The organism is Psychrobacter sp. KFRI-CH2-11 (assembly GCF_038239325.1).
In the GTDB taxonomy this organism is placed as follows: Bacteria; Pseudomonadota; Gammaproteobacteria; order Pseudomonadales; family Moraxellaceae; genus Psychrobacter; species Psychrobacter celer.
The window spans coordinates 510,405-525,834 of record NZ_CP151283.1 but is presented as its reverse complement, the minus strand read 5'-3'; the positions used below and the strand labels follow the sequence as shown (position 1 = coordinate 525,834).

Below are 15,430 nucleotides of genomic sequence, written 5' to 3'. Positions count from 1 at the left end.
AAAAGCGTCATCCAACCACTGGATGACGCTTTTTTATCTGGAACAATTACGTGCTAGGCGCTCGTTAATCTAAGGTCTGTACGCCGCCACCATTGACAAACAACGTCTGACCACTTACCCACTCAGAGATAGGTGAGGCAAAATACAGCATGGCGCCTGCGATATCATCCGCCTCGCCCAAACGCTTGATGGGCGTGTGCGACAGCATGCGCGCTTCGATCTCAGGTGTCAGCACACTCTGCAAGGCCGCTGTACGCGTAGCCCCTGGGCCGACCGCGTTGATACGCACCTCAGGGCCAAAATCGTGCGCCAGATTTGCCACCATGTGATTGACTGCCGCTTTTGATGCAGCGTAGCCACTCATGTCAGGGCTTTTATTGATACTCGACATCGAGGTGGTGATGACGATTGAACCGTAGCCGGATTGTTTCATGTGCGGCACACACAGCTGACACAGACGCCAAGCGCTAAAGACATTTAGTTCAAAATCCCGGCGAAAATCATCCACTGAGATTTTAGACGGATCTTCTTGCCCGCCGCCACCGCCGCCAGCGTTGCTGATCAATATGTTGACCGTCCCAAAAGTTGCCAACGTTTTATCGACCATGGCCACCAAATCATCGTCTTTTAAAATATTACACTCTACGGCCAAAGCCTTGACCCCAAAGCTTTCGACTTCTTTGGCCGCCGACTTGGCATCTTCTATCTTCAGATCGGCGATGACGATGTTGGCGCCAGCTTGTGCCAGTCGCAGCGCAGTGGCTTTACCAATACCATTGGCACCGCCGGTGACAATGGCGGTTTTACCTGTCAAATCAAACAATGCCGAAAAGGCTTTGGGTTGAAACGCTTGCATACTCATTCCTTATCATTGTTATTTATGATGTCTCGTGTGTTACCTCGTATGTTACTTAGTATGCGCGCTTACTCTAAAATACGTGTATCAATTCATCCGTAATTTGTAACCGCTTTTGCGTAAGATTTGACCAGCTGCCAAATTTCACCCATAAAAAAAGCCTCACAATAATGTGAGGCTTTAGTGCTCTAACAGAGCCATATTTGGAGCGGGATAAGAGATTCGAACTCTCGACCCCAACCTTGGCAAGGTTATGCTCTACCACTGAGCTAATCCCGCTAAACATCGAATCGCGTTATTGTTAACAACAACTCCGTCTCGATAGGCTGGCTATTTTAGCAAAAATTCTAAGCCTGTCAACACCTTTTTTGGCATTTTTTGCAGATATTTTCGCTGCCAGCCTTTATTTACCAGCGATTCTGCTATAAGCGTTTGATTTTACAATGAGTATTATCCGCCAGTTTTTCTAAAATATTTTAGCAAATAAAGGGTTATATTTGCTGGGCTCACGGCTATGCATGTCTATCCCTGTGTTTGGGCGTGCTGTTTACTTACAATCATAGGGTGTACTGTTACTTTTTCTGTCTTGGTTTTGGCTTATTAACATTATTATACTTTGTGCAACTTTATTTATTATTTACAGTGAGGATGTTTATTATGAAAAAATTACTGACCACAACTGTCATGGCCGCGTCTTTGTCGGCGCTGACACTGACTGGCTGTAGTAGCACCACCAATACCGGCGCGGTGGGCGTTGATCGTCAGCAGTTGCTCTTGGTCTCTAATGAGCAGGTGTTACAGTTATCAGCGCAAAGCTATGCAAAGACCTTGCAAGAAGCAAAAGCTCGCGGCTTGCTCGATACCAATAGAGCCCAGCTCAATCGCCTCAAAAACATCTCCAATCGTCTAATCGGGCAAGTCGGCGTCTATCGTCCTGATGCTGCAAAATGGCCATGGGAAGTACACACGATCAAATCAAATCAGCTCAACGCTTTTGTGATGCCAGGTGGTAAAATCATGTTTTATTCAGGCATCATCGATCGCCTCAATCTGACCGACGATGAAATCGCCGCCATCATGGGACATGAGATGTCTCACGCATTACGTGAGCACTCACGCGAGCGTATCTCCCGCCAATACGCCACTCAAACGGGCATTGGCGTCGCCGCTAGCATCTTTGGTCTCTCGCAAGGTCAGGCGGAGCTGGCCAATGTCGCCGGTGACCTAGGCCTGAGTCGTCCGCACGGCCGTACTCAAGAAGCAGAAGCCGACCAGATTGGCCTTGAGCTAATGGCTCGCGCAGGCTACAACCCGCAGGCCGCGATTAGCTTATGGCAAAAAATGCAGCGCGCCAGCCAAGGCGAGCCGCCGCAGTTTTTGAGCACTCACCCAAGCAGCAGCAATCGCATTGCCCAGTTGCAGTCATTGATGCCCAAAGTCATGCCGCTTTACCAAAAAGCACGCCGCTAATCATCATTTAGCATGACTGATTAGATTGATTGTCAAGCAGAGTACAGACCACGGTTTGTATTCTGCTTTTTTATAAAAGTGGCCATACTTCTTTGTCTGCTGAATGATAAGGCTTGCGTATCAGTGTCTGCTACAATCGGTGTCTGTTATAATAACCTCATGCATCGCCGCAAGACACTAGTACGTCATCGGTGCCCATACTTCATCAAACACCACCTTATCAAACAATATCGCGTAAAAGGATGCTATCCATGAGTACCACGCCTACCGCTGATGCCCTCTATGCTGAGCTACAGAGCTTGCAGCCGCAGCATATCGAGCTGATTAACGAATCGATGAATCATGCAGGCTACTTTGATGGCAAAGAAAGCCATTTTAAACTCACTATCGTAAGCGACGCCTTTGAGGGCAAGCGTTTGGTCGCTCGCCATCAACTGGTTTATGGCTTGGTCGCGCCCCTACTGACCTCGCAAGGTGGCTCGGTGCATGCCTTAGCCATACATGCCTATACGCCAACAGAATGGCAAGGGCAAAGCCCAGACAGCCCCTTGTGTGCTGGTCAAAACAGCTAAGCCATCGACAGAATAATCAACCATGACTGCGCGTGGTATGAACGTTATGACGGTAGCGCTGCGTGATTGGATCATCTCAGAGGGAAGGATATTTAATGAAACATTTACATATGCTGATGGCCGTCCTGACCATCGTTCTGTTTTTATATCAAAGCTATCTGGTATTGAGTGCCAATAGACGCGCCCCAAAGGCGGTGAAGATAGCCACGCACATCATTTATGCGCTTGTCATCGGCTCAGGTGCCATCATGTTGATGCAGCTAATGAGTGCCAACGCCCCTGTGCAGTGGGTGTTTGCCAAGATTATTTTGCTAGTCGCTGCCATCAGTGCCAGCATAAAAGCCTTTAACAACCATGCAACGCCCGGCCAAAGGAAAACGGGGATTTTGATCTCGGCGATCGCCTATGCAGGTATCGTGATACTTGCTGTGGTCAAACCAGCCAACTTATTTTAAGGCGCTGTTTACGGAGGCTGCGAAAAACTCATCCCAGTAGCGCTTTGGAACTTATGACAGTTTTGTTTGCACCGACTATAGCTGGCATATTTCATAAATGACATATTTTTCAATATCTTAATCTGTTTATTTTTGCTATCTTAAATATAAACAACGGCGTTTATCACCGATCTTGCTGTTTATATAACCCCCATCTTGCCTTATGGAGCCACTATGAAAACTCTCTTTTCCGCGACATTACTGGCCTCAGCAGGCATTTTTGCGCTTGCAGGCTGCGCCTCGACTGGCAATATCACTCCGCAGTATGTGCCGCCCAGCACCTACCAAAACTATGACTGCCAAGCGCTGAGCCAAGAGTACAACCGTATCAATCGTTATGTCGAAACGGCGCGCAATCAGCAGTCGACCATCGCTGCCTCTGGCGTGGGGGTCGGCGTCTCAGCGGGCCGCTGGGGTATCTCACCCAATATCAGCTTTGGCGTGGGCAAAAGCAACAACACCAAAGCCCGCGATGCCAAGCTATCACGGCTTTACGGCGAGCGTGATGCCGTTGTTCAGTCTGCGCGCATCCAGCGCTGCAGCTTTGCCAGTGGCATCAAGATATATGGCGAATAAATAAACAAACAAACTATGGTGAGTTGATAGAGGTCAAATCGATAAAATACCATCGTTGCTCGTACGACCATAAAAAAGCCAATACGCGATCAACGTATTGGCTTTTTTGGAGGACATCTAGGGCGTGTCCTCAATTCAATCGATAGCCATCTAAATGGGCTAAAAATAGCTAAATCTGGCCAAACGGTGTCAAATAGCTGACTAATATCTCAATATTCTCTGCGCTATTTTCCTTGTTTGACGGCGATTTATCTCATTTTTATCGCCATTTTTAAAATGAGGACACACCCTAGTGGTTATGATTGCAGGCTTTGTACCCACTGCACGATTTGCTGACTGGGTAGCGCGCCTGACTGCCGCGCAATCTCTTTACCACCTCTAAAGGCCACCATCGTCGGTAAGCTGCGTATACGATAAGGGGCGGCGGCTTGTTCGTACTTATCGGTTTGCAATTTGGCAAAGACCACTTGTGGCAATTGACTGGCAGCCTCTTTAAACTGCGGCGCCATCATCAGACACGGCTGACACCAGCTCGCCCAAAAATCCACGATGGTCAATACCTCATTTTTTTGAATGACTTTATTGACGGTGTGTGCGCTCAGCTCATGCGCGCTGCCTGTCAATAATGGCTGACGACAGCGACCACAGTTTGGCGCAGCAGTCAGGCGCGCTGCTGGTATACGGTTGGTCGCTTGGCAGTGTGGGCAGACCAGATGCAGGTTTTGTTCATTCATCATCAGACTCCTTTTTTAGCCCTTATGATTTTTGTGGCGTATGTGTTTGTTACTTTTAAATATAGCATAACTTTACATGCTGCCATTATCCCAGCGCATTGATGGGTACTTTAAGATAACGGGTGCCATTGGCTTCTGGTTGCGGAAAATTCCCTGCATCGATATTGACTTGCACAGCCGGAATAATCAGACGCGGCATCGAAAGCGTGGCATCGCGCCGCTCACGCATCTGCACAAACTCTGCCTCGTTGATACCGTCTTTGACATGGATATTGCCCATTTTTTGGGCGGCAACCGTGGTCGTGGGGCAGTGTTTGCGTCCTTTGCTCGGATAGTCATGACACAGATACATGATGGTATCTTCGGGAAGCGCCAGCAACTTTTGGATAGAGTGATACAGCATCTTGGCATCACCACCTGGGAAGTCACAACGCGCCGTGCCGACATCGGGGGCAAACAACGTGTCTCCGACAAACACCACGGTTTTTTCGGCATCGGCTGCCAGATAGGCCATATCTGCACGCGTATGACCTGGCACATACATCGCCGTGATGGTGATGTCGCCAAGCGCTAAGGTATCGCCGTCGTCTGTCAAAATGTCGAACTGGCTGGCATCGGTACGAAAACTCATGTCAAAGTTAAAAATTTGCTTAAATATTTTTTGCACTTCCGTGATGTGCTGACCGATGACGAGCTGCCCGCCGAGTGTTTCTTTGACATGAATGGCCGCCGATATATGATCGGCATGGGCGTGGGTTTCGATGATATACACCAGCTCCCAGCCCTGCTCACGGACAAAGGCGATGACCTCATCGACGCTACTGGTAGCGGTGTGACCAGACTTGGAATCAAAATCCAATACAGGATCGATGATAGCACATAGCTTGTGTTGGACATCGGCCAGTACGTGTGTATAGGTCTCAGTATCGCTATGTAAGAAAGAATGAACTTGCATGGCAGCCTCGCTATCAGAATGTTTCATCTATAAATATTTTTAACCTATAAATAATAGTTAAGTATGATATCGAGTCGTATATAATATTTACTCGGTTGCCGACTCGTTTATGGTGTTAATATAGCAACTCCCATACATTTTATCAATTTATATAATGTAATTAATGATAACTTGCTATCATTGATGATATCATTGATAATTAACCATATATTTATTGATGTTACCGAGACAGTTATTGCTATTTTATAAGGAGCTCACTCTGACTACTTCTACTTCAGCATCGAGTGCATCCATTCAGAGTACGAATGAGGATGCACCCACATATCCAGCAGACTTTGCCCCCGCCGATCTGGCCAAGCAGATGCAACAAGCCTCTATGCAAGCCAGCCAACTATTAAAGTCGCTCTCGCATCCTGATCGCTTGCTGCTGCTGTGTCAGCTCACCCAAGGTGAATACTGCGTCAGTGAGCTTGAAGGTTTGGTCGGCGTTGGACAGCCCAGCTTGTCGCAGCAGCTCGGTATTTTGCGCAAAGATGAGCTGGTCACGACCCGCCGCGAAGGCAAACAGATCTACTATCGTATCGCAAGTGAGGATGCGCTGGCGGTCTTAAATCTGCTGTACCAACGTTTTTGTGCCAAAACCGACTAGCCACAGTCAGTCAATAGCCGTTCACAGACGCGGACGGCCACTATCACTTGATGGCGCTGCTATTTTTTGTTGTCAAAATATTTTTTAAGATGATGTGCTGATATGTCTTCTATCGCTGCTCGCCTGATTCCCACATGGCTACGCCAATACCAGCTAGCCACCTTGCCAACTGACGTCATCGCCGGATTGGTCGTGGGCGTGCTTGTCATTCCGCAGAGCCTCGGCTACGCAGTATTGGCAGGATTACCACCTGTGTATGGCCTGTATGCGGCGATTGTGCCAGTCATTGTCTATGCTTGGCTGGGCTCGAGCAATGTCCAAGCGGTCGGTCCTGTCGCCATCACAGCTATTATGACGGCAAGTAGCTTGCTGCCCTATGCCGATAAAGGCGCTGAGCAGTACGCCTTGATGGCGAGCCTATTGGCGTTTATGGTAGGGGTGCTGCTCTGGGTAGCGGGACGTCTCAAGCTCGGCTGGATCATGCAGTTCATCAGCCGCGGGGTCTCGGCAGGCTTTGTCAGCGGTGCAGCGGTGCTTATTTTTGTCAGTCAGCTGAAGTATTTGACTGCGATTCCAGTCGCGGGTAGTAGCTTGATTGGCTATCTGTCTAGCCTGCAGATGTACGCGCGCCAGCTGCATCCTCTGACCTTGCTCATCGGTGTCATCGCCTTTGCTCTTTTGGTAGCGAACCGCTACGCCAACAAGTGGGTCTGGCGTACGTGGCTGTCAGCGTCATCGGCTAAATGGGCCGAGCGTTTATTTCCCCTGATTTTGCTCGGTGTGGCGATCATACTGAGTATGGCGCTGCATTGGAGCGCGCTGGGGGTTGCGACCATCGGCAGTATCCCGCAAGGGCTGCCAAGCTTCACACTACCTCATCTGCCCGATGTGCAAGAAGCGCTCAAGCTTTTGCCTACTGCAGGACTGATGGCGCTGATTGTCTTTGTGTCCAGCAGCTCTGTGGCGAGCACTTATGCACGCTTGCGCGGTGAGCACTTCGATGCCAACCGTGAGCTAACTGGTCTTGGGCTGGCCAACTTATCTGGCGGTCTGTTTCAGAGCTTTGCGGTCGCTGGCGGGTTTTCGCGTACCGCCATCAACGTCGACTCAGGGGCCAAAACGCCAATGGCCAGCCTCGTCACTGTGGTGGTGATGATCGCCGCGCTGATCGCTTTTGGTAATGCACTCGCGCCACTACCTTATGCGCTGCTAGGGGCGACCATCATGGCCTCTATCATTGGGCTTATTGATATCGATACCCTAAAGTCGGCGTGGCGGCGAGATCGTTTGGATGCCGCCAGCTTTATTGCAGCGTTTGCAGGTGTACTGATATTTGGTCTAAATACAGGACTGGTCATCGGTCTGATGGTGTCTTTTGCCAGCCTTATCTGGCAATCCAGTAAACCGCACGTGGCGATCGTCGGTCAGTTGGGCGGCACTGGTCACTTTCGCAATATCAATCGTCATGATGTGGTGACTTTTGATAATTTGTTGCTACTGCGTATCGATGAAAGCTTGTTTTTTGGCAACAGTGAATCGGTGCACCTGCGCATTTTAAAGGCATTACAACAATACCCCGAGGCGCGCGAGCTTATCTTAATCATGTCTGCTGTCAACCATATCGACCTGACCGCCCAAGAGATGCTCAGTACGCTCAACAAAGAGCTGGCACAACAACATAAACGTCTGCACTTTAGTTTTGTGAAGGGGCCTGTCATGGATGTCATCGGTCACACGCCGCTCATTACCGAGCTATCAGGGCAGGTCTATCTCAGTACACTAGACGCGGTCAATGCGTTGACAGCGCGCTAGCGGACGGCTGGTATGTATGATTTTATAGTTGCAAGCTGCTTTTTGCCGCTTTGTTTTTACGACATCGCATCAATCACTGGTGTCACTAGCAATAAAATATCGTTATGATAGGATATAAAACAGGCTGTTTTTTGTATAGACAAATAAATTAAAATAGCAGGCTGTCATCTCCCGCTCACGGAGGGTGCCTGACGCTTTGCCGTCTTATGACAGACCGACTGCCCTATCCCATTTTTCACATATTTAATCGAAGCTATTTATGACCGATGACATAACGATTTATAAGCAAATTTATCCCAGCCAGTGTATCAAACTTGCCGAGCTAGGCTATCGCTCTGTGCTCAACGTCCGCCCTGATGCAGAAGTGGAATCACAGCCCAATAGTGGCGAGTTTGCCGATGCCACCGAGCAGGCAAACCTAAGCTATCAGCACCTGCCTTTTGATGATGAGCGTTTGAGTATGCTGACCGTCGAGCAGTTTGCCGACCTTTATCACGCGCTGCCCAAACCCATCTTGATGTTTTGTGGTACTGGAGCGCGTGCCAAGCTCTTGTATCAAAGCGCCTTGATGCAGGGTTTGTTGTAAGCCTATATAGCCAAGTGCCGCTGGGGTATTGCTCTATGACTGTATGGCTTTATGAATACACGCTATAAGCTATAAGCGACAAACAGCCATCTATGTTTTTTGGCTGATAAGAAACCATGATAGAGCCCAACAGCTCTATACACGTAAAATGCTGGCGCAAAAACCGGCCAACACAACTAAAAATAGGAAGATTTATGAGTCATCAAGTTCGTATCACAGGGCAAATCACCCCTGACCAAGTCCCTATGCTCGCCGAAAATGGTTTTAAAACCATCATCAATAACCGTCCTGATGGCGAAGAGCCAGGACAGCCAACCAGCACAGAGATTGAAGCGGCAGCGACCGAGGCAGGCTTGGCTTACAAAGAAGTATCTTTTGCCGGTAGTGAGCTCAGCCAACATCACGTCGAAGAATTCGCAGATTTTTTTAATCAAGCTGAGCAGCCCATGCTGATCTTTTGCCGTACGGGCAACCGCTCAACCGGTATCTACGAAGCGGCCAAACGCATGGATTTGCTAGACGACTAGACTATCATTAAGTCAGGCACCCGCCAGATACCTCATGGTAATAACAATAAGAGCCAGTGCTAATGACATTAATTAACAGTGCTCAGGACGCTTGGCATAAACGATGAACCATAAAAACCCCTGAAGCCTATATAGACTTCAGGGGTGTGTTTTATAAAAGATAAGTAATTAAGTAAGAGCTTACTGCATCACCAAGTATTCAAACGCTGATAATGCTGCTTTACTACCCTCACCCATCGCGATATTGATCTGCTTAAAGGGGACTGTGGTCACGTCACCACAAGCAAAGATGCCTTTGCGATCGGTGCGGCAGCGCTCATCAATCTCAATCTCACCAAAGCGGTTTAGATCGACAAAGCCTTTGACAAAATCCGTGTTTGGCATCAGACCAATCTGGACAAACACCCCTGACAAGTCGCGCTCATGGGTCTCACCGGTGCTGCGATCTTGATAAACGATAGACGTCACCTTATTGTCAGTCGCTTTGATCTCTTGAGTGGCCGCATTGGTGATAAACTCGATATTGTCTTTTTCTTTGGCTTTATTAATCAGCACCTGATCGGCTTTGAGGTCGTCTGCAAACTCAAGCACCGTCACATGATTGACAATACCCGCTAGGTCCAGTGCTGCCTCGACACCTGAGTTACCACCACCGATGACCGCGATGTCTTTACCTTTAAAGAACGGGCCATCACAGTGAGCACAGTAAGCCACGCCTTGACCGATGTTTTCTTCTTCGCCTGGTACACCAAGCTTACGCCACTGGGCACCGGTCGCAAGGATAATGCTGCGTGTCTCAAAGCTCTCACCGGTGTTTAGATGAATGCTGTAATTTTCCTCAGCCGTCTCACCGATTTCTTTGACACTGACGTGCTCTTTTAGGGTGATGTTGTACTCGCGCAAGTGTTTTTCAAAGTTGGCTGACAACTCGTTACCCGTGGTCAACGGTACAGAAATCAGGTTTTCAATGTCTTGCGTGTCTTTTACTTGTCCGCCAATACGGTCAGCGACCATGGTGACTTTGAGGCCTTTACGCGCGGTATAAATCGCGGCGGCAACCCCAGCAGGACCAGCACCGATGATGGTGACATCTTGCTGCTCTAATTGGTCTTCGTCAGCGCCTGCCTCTGCTAGCAAGTCAGGAAACTGCTCTTGCAGTTTTTCGATGAGCTTTGCCGTATCGATCAGACCATTGGCAAATGGCTTACCGTTTAAGAAAACCGCTGGCACGCCTTGAATATTGTTTGCCTCGACCTGCTCTTGGAACAACGCACCATCGATCATCTCGTTGCTGATATCATCGTTGAGTATCGCAAATTGGTTAAGCGCTTGCACCACTTCTGGGCAGCTGTGGCAAGACAATGAGACATAAGTCTGGAACTGCAACGGCTTATTAAAGCGTTTGATCAGTTTTTGAATACCCTCGTCTAACTTTAGCGTATGACCGCCCGCTTGCAAGATTGCCAAAACCAGCGAGGTAAACTCATGGCCACCTGGGATACCGCTAAAGACGATACCCGTATCGCTTAGCGCGCCATCGATATGGCTATAAATCGCAAAGCTGATCGCGCTTGGCAGGCTGTCGTCAGTGGCTTGCGCATCGAAATTGATTTTATCAGTCGTGCCTGCGATTTTATTCAAAAAATCAATCAATTCACTGCGTTTTTCGTGCTCACCGCTACCCAATACAAAGGTAATCGGACGAGTCATGTTTTCGCTATAGCTTTTGATCGCATCTAATAAATTTTGATCTATCATGTTTGTTCCCCATCATTATTGGATATGTAACGGCAACTGTCGCATTGCCTGTTCAAATACGGTTTTTTTGTGACTGTTTCTGTTATAAAAAAGCGGTTGGGCATTTGGTTTATGCCCTTTGATGTCTCTATTATCATAGGTTTAGGCATGTTGGGCAAGCTGAGAAACTCAAACCTTACGTTTTATAAAACCAATCGTAAACGATTAAATATGATTAATACTAAAACCACCCTTGACGGATTGCCATGGTATCAAGGCTGTTTTTTCGCTACAATCAAATGAGGCGAATGGGAAGGGTTCTTATTTGTCTGCACCAACCTCAAGTCTCACCATTACAGCAATCTTAACGATCATGCGCTCATACTTGCTGGTGTTTGTGGCAAGCTGGCGCTTCATAACAAGGATGACAATATGAGAAAGACTGATACATGGCAAGATAACCGAGAGATCATCAGCGAGCTAAAACAAAAAGACAGTCACTTTGCCAGCATTTTTGATGAGCACACCATGCTGGATCAGCAAATCAATCAGCTGGAAAAAGACACAGTCAAACATACCAGCCGCGAAGACGAAATCGAGCAAATGAAACGACGAAAGCTGCATTTAAAAGATGAAATTTATCAAATCATCGATAAAAACAAACTACAGTCTCAGGCTTAGTACCACAAGCCCTAGGGCAAAAACACAAACATTTTTTAATCATATAAACCCCCATCAATCTTTGCTGATGGGGGTTTTGTTTCATAATATAACTAGGGCGTGTCTTCAATTCGATTGATCGCGACTTTGCCAGCCAGCTTGCCATCTGGATAGTCGCGCGGTAGTACCTCAGGGCTTGGGTGCTGTTGTTTTAGCGAGCCTAGCAAAGACTGCTGCTGCTGAGGAAAGTCTTTATTTTTTGATTGATGACTTATGATTTTACTCTTTTATTATCATATTCATAATGGTCTTGATTAAATCATCGATGATAAAACAAGCTGTTGAATAATCTACTGCCGCTTATCATTTAAAGCCTGTAATCAGCACAAATAACCGAAAATAGAATTTGGTAAAATCTGGTGTCAACCTGTGGACGAGATGTAAAAAAAGACCCTATCAACATCTGCTGATAGGGTCTTTGTCTATAAGACTGGCCAAATATAATTAATAACCAGTGCTATAAAGTTATCTAAATAATGTATCGACTATTTAGATTTTACCAACCAAATCAAGGCTTGGTTTTAGGGTGGCTTGACCTTGCTCCCAAGCGGCTGGGCAAACTTCGCCGTCGTTGTCACGAACGTACTGAGCGGCTTTTACTTTGCGTACCACGTCTTTTGCGCTACGGCCGATGCCTAGGTCATGGATTTCAGCTACTTTGATGAGGCCGTCTGGATCGACGATGAAAGTACCGCGAAGGGCAGCGTTGTCTTCTTCGATCATGATGTTAAAACCACGAGTGATTTTACCAGTGCCATCACCTAGCATTGGGAAAGTGACTTTACCAATCGCTTCTGAAGAGTCATGCCATGCTTTGTGCACAAAATGCGTGTCAGTTGATACTGAGTACACTTCTACGCCTAAGTCTTTTAGCTCTTGGTAATGGTTTGCCATGTCTTCAAGCTCAGTTGGGCAAACAAAAGTGAAGTCATGTGGGTAAAACATAAACACAGCCCAGCTGCCTTTTACGTCTTCTGAAGTGATGGTTTTGAACTCACCGTTTACAAACGCTTCTGTTGAGAATTCTGGGATTTCTTGATTGATAATAGCTGCCATGATTGGCTCCTTTTTTGATTACAGTGTTTTAAGTTGCATTGTGATGATAGAGTTGGCTGTTTTTACCAAGCCTTTAACTCTCTGGGCTACATGACAAACTATACGCGAATTTCATGGTTAATCCAGTTAAAAGTTTTTAATGTGATGTTTTGTTTTATTAAACTTGTTAAACTATTATCTCTAGTTTTTATCATCAGTGCTGTACGCGTGTATGCTGGCCTGATAGTAAGCAAGCATCTTACATCAATCATCTGACAAGATAGCATTAAAAAGCCCATAAATAGAGAGGTTTTATGATTACTTTACGTCAACTTGAGTTTGCCTTAGCCGTCGCCAAACACCGCCATTTTAAGCGCGCGGCCGAAGAGTGTAATATTTCACAGTCTGCGCTGAGTCTCGGTATCGCTGAGCTCGAAAAACAGCTAGATACGCAGATTTTTGAGCGTAATAATAAGCAAGTGCTGATCACCCCGATTGGGCAAGATATCTTGACACGCGCTCAGCGGGTGTTTTCTGAAGTGCGGGATTTGACCACCCGCGCCCACAGTCACAAGACCCCGCTTGCATATCCGATGACGGTCGGTATCATTCCAACGATTGCCCCGTACTTACTGCCTAAAGTACTGCCCGCGCTGCGCGAGCATTATCCTGAGTTTCGCATGACCATCATCGAGCAGCAAACCGAACGCCTACTCGAGCAGGTGCGCTACGGCCATATCGATACTGCTATTATTGCGTTGCCTTATGCCGTCGATGGGCTACACAGTTTTGAGTTTTGGAGTGAGGACTTTTTTGCCGTATTCCCCAAAGACGATGTGCACGCCAAACTTGAGACCATCAATGCTGATGAGCTGGCGACGGCCAATTTGATGCTCCTTGGTGAAGGGCACTGCTTGACCGATCAAACCTTATCGGTCTGTCACTTCGATCGCGCGCAGATGAAATCGAGCTTTTCTGATGCCAGTCTCAATACTTTGATTCAGATGGCACTTGCCAACATGGGGACGACGCTGGTGCCAGAGATGGCCTTAGATCAGCTGCATTTGCAAAACCGCAACGCTGTCGCCGTACCACTGGCAGAAGACGGCCCGCATCGTCATATCGCCTTTGTCACGCGTTTAAACTACGCGCGGGTCGATGATGTCAACTTGCTGGGTAAAGTATTTAAGCAGGCCTTTGAAGACGCGGCAAACAAGTCCTAAGCTGCAGGACTTAGCCGTAATGAGTAGTCATAAGCAAAGCAACTTAGGTGAGTTATGCGCCAATTTTCGCAAATAGCTCTTAATTCTGGTCATTACCTTGCCCGGCACTTATCTGCGATAAATAGCGATATCAAGCCGGCGACAGTCCATGCGTTGTGGCAAGATATCGCTACTCGCTATAACGAAACGACACGCGCTTATCATACCTTAAGCCACCTGCAGCAATTGTTCGCGCAGTTTGAGCAAATCAAGCACAAGCTTAACGAGCCTCATATTGTCGCATTAGCCCTGTTTTATCATGATGTGATATATGACCCGCTGCGTACAGACAATGAGCAAAAAAGCGCCGAGTATGCAGCAGAGACGTTACGCCCGTATCTGAGCGCTGAGCAATGCGAGCACCTCTATGCGCTGATCATGATGACCGCCAACCATCAACTTACGGGGCTATCCGACCCTGACAAAGTCAATGATGCCGCTTATCTGTTGGATATGGATTTAAGCATTTTGGCTGCGCCTTGGTCACAGTACGAGCGCTATGCGCAAGCGGTGCGCCAAGAGTATGGCCATGTGCCATTAGCCGAATATCGTACAGGACGAATGGCGGTATTAAACAGACTATTGGCGCAGCCAAAGCTTTATCTGACTCATTATTACTATGAGCGGCTTGAGACGCCAGCGCGAGCAAATATCCAACGCGAGCTTACTTTGCTTGCAGCTTAATAAATAGCTCGCTGCCTTGCCGTGCTGGATGTGAGTTATAGCAGCGCTCCATAATATCGATATCAAAATGGCTGGCAAAATGCTGCTGATACGCTTCTTTTGTACCACCAAAGGGCGGCTCATCACGGCCAAAATCGACATCAAACAACACACCAACCAGCTTACCTTGTGGTTTGAGTAGTGAGGCCATTTTTTTGACATAGTCGTCGCGGCGTGAAGGGTCAATGGCACAAAAAAACGTCTGCTCAAGTACCCAATCAAACTGATACTGCGCAGGCGATAACTCAAAAAAGTCGGCGCAAACTAAATGCTCAGATGGAAAGTCAGGATAGCGCTCGGCAAAGTCATTGATGGGCGCTGGAGCAAAGTCCACCAGCGTCACATTGGTAAAGCCTTGCTCATGCAAATAGCCCACCTCGTAAGCATTCCCTGCTCCTGGCACCAAAATAGCCTGCGCCTTAGCAGATTTAGGCAACTGATCTATATAGGCTTTGAGCGGTGGCGACACTTGTCCCATATCCCAACCGGTACTGTCTTGCTCGTAGCGCTGCTGCCAAAACTCGGATTGACTGACATTTTCCATATTATGTTTATCCTTAATTTCTTATTTTAAATAATACGTTTTGTACTGTTATAGATTATCATATCAGTATTATATAGGTTACTTGGCGTTATTATTGACATAGTCGATGCACTCTAAAAAGAACATAGCGCTACTGGGATGCTGTTTTTAAATGTAGGTTGCGCAGCCTCTAGGTACA

Annotated in this window: 17 protein-coding genes and 1 tRNA gene; 11 read left to right on the top strand and 7 right to left on the bottom strand. The window is 47.4% G+C overall.

Features of this window, described 5'->3' with window-relative positions; all coding sequences use genetic code 11:
* Positions 1-64 precede the first annotated feature (64 nt).
* Both AADH33_RS02205 and AADH33_RS02200 read right to left on the bottom strand, forming a co-directional pair.
* On the bottom strand, positions 65-856 hold the full coding sequence (locus AADH33_RS02205) for a glucose 1-dehydrogenase (RefSeq protein WP_348549413.1): 792 nt from the start codon (positions 854-856) through the stop codon (positions 65-67).
* 204 nt (positions 857-1,060) lie between these two features.
* Positions 1,061-1,135: transfer RNA gene (locus AADH33_RS02200), tRNA-Gly, on the bottom strand.
* Between the two features lie 378 nt (positions 1,136-1,513).
* Here AADH33_RS02200 and AADH33_RS02195 point away from each other — a divergent pair.
* From AADH33_RS02195 to AADH33_RS02180, 4 genes are all read left to right on the top strand, one after another.
* Positions 1,514-2,326: a M48 family metallopeptidase gene (locus tag AADH33_RS02195; protein ID WP_100750017.1), complete on the top strand. Its 813-nt coding sequence runs from the start codon at positions 1,514-1,516 to the stop codon at positions 2,324-2,326.
* A gap of 251 nt (positions 2,327-2,577) precedes the next feature.
* On the top strand, positions 2,578-2,898 hold the full coding sequence (locus tag AADH33_RS02190; protein WP_201583864.1) for a BolA family protein: 321 nt from the start codon (positions 2,578-2,580) through the stop codon (positions 2,896-2,898).
* Positions 2,899-2,993: 95 nt separating this feature from the next.
* Positions 2,994-3,353, top strand: coding sequence for a SirB2 family protein (locus tag AADH33_RS02185; RefSeq protein ID WP_207970269.1), 360 nt, complete (start codon positions 2,994-2,996; stop codon positions 3,351-3,353).
* Between the two features lie 213 nt (positions 3,354-3,566).
* Positions 3,567-3,968: a hypothetical protein gene (locus AADH33_RS02180; RefSeq protein WP_100750020.1), complete on the top strand. Its 402-nt coding sequence runs from the start codon at positions 3,567-3,569 to the stop codon at positions 3,966-3,968.
* 296 nt (positions 3,969-4,264) lie between these two features.
* Here AADH33_RS02180 and trxC read toward each other — a convergent pair whose 3' ends face one another.
* Both trxC and AADH33_RS02170 read right to left on the bottom strand, forming a co-directional pair.
* The gene (gene trxC, locus AADH33_RS02175) at positions 4,265-4,702 is read right to left on the bottom strand and encodes a thioredoxin TrxC (protein WP_075100416.1); all 438 of its coding nucleotides are present in this window, start codon (positions 4,700-4,702) and stop codon (positions 4,265-4,267) included.
* An 85-nt stretch (positions 4,703-4,787) separates the two neighbouring features.
* On the bottom strand, positions 4,788-5,657 hold the full coding sequence (locus AADH33_RS02170; protein ID WP_348549412.1) for an MBL fold metallo-hydrolase: 870 nt from the start codon (positions 5,655-5,657) through the stop codon (positions 4,788-4,790).
* 361 nt (positions 5,658-6,018) lie between these two features.
* On the opposite strand from AADH33_RS02170, the gene AADH33_RS02165 reads away from it, so the two are divergent.
* The 4 genes from AADH33_RS02165 to AADH33_RS02150 all read left to right on the top strand — a co-directional run bounded on the left by AADH33_RS02165 (position 6,019) and on the right by AADH33_RS02150 (position 9,231).
* A complete protein-coding gene (locus tag AADH33_RS02165; RefSeq protein ID WP_100750021.1) occupies positions 6,019-6,306 on the top strand; it encodes an ArsR/SmtB family transcription factor in 288 nt (95 codons plus the stop codon).
* 102 nt (positions 6,307-6,408) lie between these two features.
* On the top strand, positions 6,409-8,118 hold the full coding sequence (locus AADH33_RS02160) for a SulP family inorganic anion transporter (RefSeq protein ID WP_348549411.1): 1,710 nt from the start codon (positions 6,409-6,411) through the stop codon (positions 8,116-8,118).
* Positions 8,119-8,377: 259 nt separating this feature from the next.
* Entirely contained in the window at positions 8,378-8,704 is a 327-nt protein-coding gene (locus AADH33_RS02155; protein WP_348549410.1) for a beta-lactamase hydrolase domain-containing protein, read from the top strand.
* A gap of 194 nt (positions 8,705-8,898) precedes the next feature.
* Positions 8,899-9,231 (top strand): TIGR01244 family sulfur transferase, encoded by a 333-nt coding sequence (locus AADH33_RS02150; protein ID WP_348549409.1) that lies wholly within the window; start codon positions 8,899-8,901, stop codon positions 9,229-9,231.
* Between the two features lie 180 nt (positions 9,232-9,411).
* On the opposite strand, the gene ahpF is transcribed toward AADH33_RS02150, so the two are convergent.
* Entirely contained in the window at positions 9,412-10,989 is a 1,578-nt protein-coding gene (ahpF, locus tag AADH33_RS02145) for an alkyl hydroperoxide reductase subunit F (RefSeq protein WP_348549408.1), read from the bottom strand.
* A gap of 411 nt (positions 10,990-11,400) precedes the next feature.
* Between ahpF and AADH33_RS02140 the strand changes: the two genes are divergently transcribed.
* Positions 11,401-11,649: a YdcH family protein gene (locus AADH33_RS02140; RefSeq protein ID WP_075100410.1), complete on the top strand. Its 249-nt coding sequence runs from the start codon at positions 11,401-11,403 to the stop codon at positions 11,647-11,649.
* A 528-nt stretch (positions 11,650-12,177) separates the two neighbouring features.
* Here the strand turns inward: AADH33_RS02140 and ahpC are convergent.
* Complete coding sequence (gene ahpC / locus AADH33_RS02135; RefSeq protein WP_075100409.1) at positions 12,178-12,744, bottom strand: alkyl hydroperoxide reductase subunit C; 567 nt, start codon at positions 12,742-12,744, stop codon at positions 12,178-12,180.
* A 293-nt stretch (positions 12,745-13,037) separates the two neighbouring features.
* Between ahpC and AADH33_RS02130 the strand changes: the two genes are divergently transcribed.
* Together AADH33_RS02130 and AADH33_RS02125 are read left to right on the top strand one after the other, a co-directional pair.
* Positions 13,038-13,946, top strand: a complete 909-nt coding sequence (locus AADH33_RS02130) for a hydrogen peroxide-inducible genes activator (RefSeq protein ID WP_075100408.1) — start codon at positions 13,038-13,040, stop codon at positions 13,944-13,946.
* Between the two features lie 54 nt (positions 13,947-14,000).
* On the top strand, positions 14,001-14,669 hold the full coding sequence (locus AADH33_RS02125; RefSeq protein WP_348549407.1) for an HD domain-containing protein: 669 nt from the start codon (positions 14,001-14,003) through the stop codon (positions 14,667-14,669).
* Here AADH33_RS02125 and AADH33_RS02120 read toward each other — a convergent pair.
* Positions 14,650-15,252: a methyltransferase domain-containing protein gene (locus tag AADH33_RS02120; protein WP_348549406.1), complete on the bottom strand. Its 603-nt coding sequence runs from the start codon at positions 15,250-15,252 to the stop codon at positions 14,650-14,652. The genes AADH33_RS02125 and AADH33_RS02120 overlap by 20 nt on opposite strands.
* Positions 15,253-15,430: the final 178 nt, after the last annotated feature.